General features: G+C 73.3%; 5 protein-coding genes. 2 read left to right on the top strand and 3 right to left on the bottom strand.

Features of this window, described 5'->3' with window-relative positions; genetic code table 11:
* Positions 1 to 78: 78 nt before the first annotated feature.
* Entirely contained in the window at positions 79 to 423 is a 345-nt protein-coding gene (gene nirD, locus ACXJKL_RS17605) for a nitrite reductase small subunit NirD (protein WP_457208308.1), read from the bottom strand.
* A 180-nt stretch (positions 424 to 603) separates the two neighbouring features.
* Here nirD and ACXJKL_RS17600 point away from each other — a divergent pair, with 180 nt between their 5' ends.
* Positions 604 to 1,557, top strand: a complete 954-nt coding sequence (locus ACXJKL_RS17600) for a cation diffusion facilitator family transporter (protein ID WP_457208307.1) — start codon at positions 604 to 606, stop codon at positions 1,555 to 1,557.
* 25 nt (positions 1,558 to 1,582) lie between these two features.
* Positions 1,583 to 2,281 carry an IspD/TarI family cytidylyltransferase gene (locus ACXJKL_RS17595; RefSeq protein ID WP_457208306.1) on the top strand — a complete coding sequence of 233 codons (699 nt, stop codon included), beginning with the start codon at positions 1,583 to 1,585 and terminating at the stop codon, positions 2,279 to 2,281.
* Here the strand turns inward: ACXJKL_RS17595 and ACXJKL_RS17590 are convergent.
* Together ACXJKL_RS17590 and ACXJKL_RS17585 are read right to left on the bottom strand one after the other, a co-directional pair.
* On the bottom strand, positions 2,278 to 2,862 hold the full coding sequence (locus ACXJKL_RS17590) for a 2-C-methyl-D-erythritol 4-phosphate cytidylyltransferase (RefSeq protein ID WP_457208305.1): 585 nt from the start codon (positions 2,860 to 2,862) through the stop codon (positions 2,278 to 2,280). The genes ACXJKL_RS17595 and ACXJKL_RS17590 overlap by 4 nt on opposite strands.
* A 92-nt stretch (positions 2,863 to 2,954) precedes the next feature.
* The coding region (locus ACXJKL_RS17585; protein WP_457208304.1) for a CarD family transcriptional regulator at positions 2,955 to 3,364 on the bottom strand (410 nt) is incomplete at its 5' end.

Below are 3,364 nucleotides of genomic sequence, written 5' to 3'. Positions count from 1 at the left end.
CTGTCACACCTGCTGCACCCCCCACCGGTGGGGCGGGGAGCACCCGTAACAGCGCGTTACAGCTGGGCGGGCGGGCCCCTATGTGCGCCGACCGACCAGGACGATCCCGTCCTCGACCACGACGTCGTACACCGGGACGCTGTGGATGTCATCGTCCAGGCAGCGCCCGGTGCGCAGGTCGAAGGCGTGCCTGTGCATCGGGCTCGCCACGAACGGGATCCCGTCCCGGGTGCCGACGATGCCGCGCGCCAGCACCGAGGCGCGGGCGAACGGGTCGTAGTTGCCCAGGGCGTGGATCTGGTCGTCGTGGGTGCGGAAGATGGCGATCGCCTGCCCGTGCACCAGCGCAGTGACACCCCGTTCCACCTCGAGGTCGTCCAGCGGGCAGACCCGCTCCCACCGGGGGACCTTCTCCGTGGTCATCGGGCGACCGCGGTGACGAGGGGCGGGCCGACCACCCCGGGGCCGACGGGAGTGGATCGCAGGTGCGTCATGCCACGACGCTAGGTACGCGATGTTGTGGGGGGTGTCACCTCATGTTTCGGGGAGGAAAACGCTCGCTCCCGTTCCGCGCAGTCCACCGTCAGGGGACAGACTGCGACCATGACCGACGACTCCAGCCCACCGCCCGGCAGCGAGAGCCTGCTCACCGTGCTGGTCGCCCTCGGCGCCAACGTCCTCATCGCCATCGCCAAGTCGGTGGTGGCCGTGGTCACCGGCTCGGCGTCGATGGTCGCGGAGGCCGCCCACTCGTGGACCGATGCCGGCAACGAGCTCTTCCTGCTCAAGGCCGAGCGGCGCGCCGCGGAGCCCGCCGACGCAGCCCACCCCCTCGGTCACGGGCGGGAGGCCTACGTCTGGTCGATGTTCGCCGCGTTCGGCCTCTTCACGGCCGGGTCCGTCGTGTCCATCTGGCACGGCATCACCAGCTGGAGCGCCGGGGGCGAGGACGTCGACTACACCTGGGCGTACGCCGTCCTCGCGTTCGCCTTCGTGGTCGAGGGCGTGTCCTTCCTGCAGGCGCGTCGCCAGACCCGTTCCGCGGCCCGGAGCGCCGGGCTGCACCCGCTGCGGTTCCTGGCCCGCACCTCCAACCCGACGCTGCGGGCGGTGTACGCCGAGGACGCGGCCGCCCTCATCGGGATCCTGCTGGCCGCGGCCGGGATCGGGCTGCACCAGGCCACCGGCGACGCCCGGTGGGACGCCGCGGGATCGGTGCTCGTGGGAGTGCTCCTCGGCTGCGTGGCGGTCTTCCTGATCAACCGCAACCGGGACTTCCTCGTCGGCCAGGCGGCCTCCCCGGCACTGCGCAACGACGCGCTGCGGGCCCTCGAGGAGGACCCCGAGGTGCAGCGGGTGACGTTCCGGCACCTGGAGTTCGTCGGGCCCGGCAGGGTCTTCCTCGTCGCGGCCGTCGACCTGACCGGCGACGCCCCCGAGCCCCAGGTCGCGCAGCGCCTGCACGCGGTCACCGCCCGGATCGAGGAGCGCGAGCACGTGGAGCGTGCCGTCCTGACCCTCTCGGTGCCCGAGGACGAGACGCTCGCCCGGCAGTGACACCACCGCCCCTACGATCTGCCCCATGCCTGCCGCCGTCGTGATCCTCGCCGCCGGCTCCGGGAGCCGGGTCGGCGCCGAGGTCAACAAGGTCCTGCTGCCCCTCGCCGGCGTGCCCGTGCTGGCCTGGTCGGTGCGCGACGCGCTCGCCCTCGACGACGTCGCCAGGGTGGTGGTGGTCGTGCGCGACGGCGAGCAGGACGCAGTCGCACGGGCACTCACGCCCTACCTGGGGGAGCACGAGGTGCTCGTGGTGACGGGCGGCGCCACCCGTCACCGCTCGGAGGACGCGGCCCTGCGCGTGCTCGCCCGGGAGGTCGCGGGCGGGGCGGTCGACGTGGTGGTCGTGCACGACGGGGCCCGGCCGCTGGCCGGCGGCGACCTCTTCACCGCCACGGTCGCGGCCGCGCGCGAGCGGGGCGGCGCCATCCCCGTCGTCCCCGTCGAGGGCCTCCTCACCACCGCCCTGGAGCCGGTCGCAGAGTCCCTGGGCGCCGTGCAGACGCCGCAGGCCTTCCGGGCCGCACCGCTGCTCGAGGCGTACGACGCCGCCCGCCGCGAGGGCTTCGAGGGCACCGACACGGCCGCCTGCTTCGCCCGGTACACCGGCGGTGACGTCGCCGCGGTGCCCGGCAGCCCGCTCAACCTCAAGATCACCTTCCCCGAGGACGTGGTGATCGCGGGTCGGCTGGTCGCGGCCCGCGACGAGGACGGGCGGGACTAGAAGGGGGTCGGGGCCTCGCCGGTGAGGGCCTCGAGCAGGGCGATGTCCGCGGCGCCGGCGACCCGCCGGGCCTCCGGGGGCGCCTCGACGGTCTCGATCGCGTGCCGCCCGCGCAGCCGGGCGACGATCGCGGTCAGGTCCTGGCCGGGGTAGTCGTCGAGGGCCGCGACCACCGACGGCGGCAGCACGACCGGCGACGACGGGGCCAGCAGCCCCTCCCGGTCGACGGTGGCGCCCACCAGGCCGTCGTCCACGTGCTTGACGGTGTCGGTGACGGGACGTACGGCGACCACCACGGCGTCGTGCTCGAGCGCCTGCTCGACGCAGTCGGCGATGAAGCCCGCCGGGGTCATCGGGCACAGCGCGTCGTGCAGCACGACCGCCTCCCCGGCGGTCTGCACGCTCGACCACGGCACGCCGACGTCGATCGGGGTCACCCCGGCGCCGCCGAGCGCCCAGGCCGCGCACGCCACCAGCGCCTCGCCGTGGACCAGGGCGTAGGGCAGGGCACCGCGGTCCTCGTCGAGGACCAGGCCCAGTGCCGGGGCCAGCTCGCGCTCGTCGTACGCCTCGTGGTTCATGGTGCGACCACCGTAGGACCTCACAGGGCCCGGACACGACGAAGCCCCCGACAGCGTGTGTCGGGGGCTTCGTCGCGAATGTCAGGGACTGCTCAGGAGGCGAGGACCTCGTCGAGGATGGCCTCGGCCTTGTCCTCGTTGGTGTGCTCGGCCAGGGCCAGCTCCGAGACGAGGATCTGGCGCGCCTTGGCCAGCATCCGCTTCTCGCCGGCCGAGAGGCCACGGTCACGCTCGCGGCGCCACAGGTCACGCACGACCTCGGCGACCTTCATGACGTCGCCGGAGTGCAACTTCTCGAGGTTGGCCTTGTAGCGGCGCGACCAGTTGGTCGGCTCCTCCACGTGCGCGGCCCGCAGGACGTCGAACACCCGGTCGAGGCCTTCCTTGTCGACCACGTCGCGAACCCCGACGAGGTCGAGGTTCATGGCCGGGACGCGGACCACGAGGTCCTGCTGGGCAACGATCCGCAGTACGAGGTATTGACGGTCCTCGCCCTTGATGG

The sequence above is a fragment of the Nocardioides sp. P5_C9_2 genome, assembly GCF_054049555.1.
Note: the sequence above shows the minus strand (reverse complement) of the source record. Positions and strands in the feature narration are given on the sequence as shown.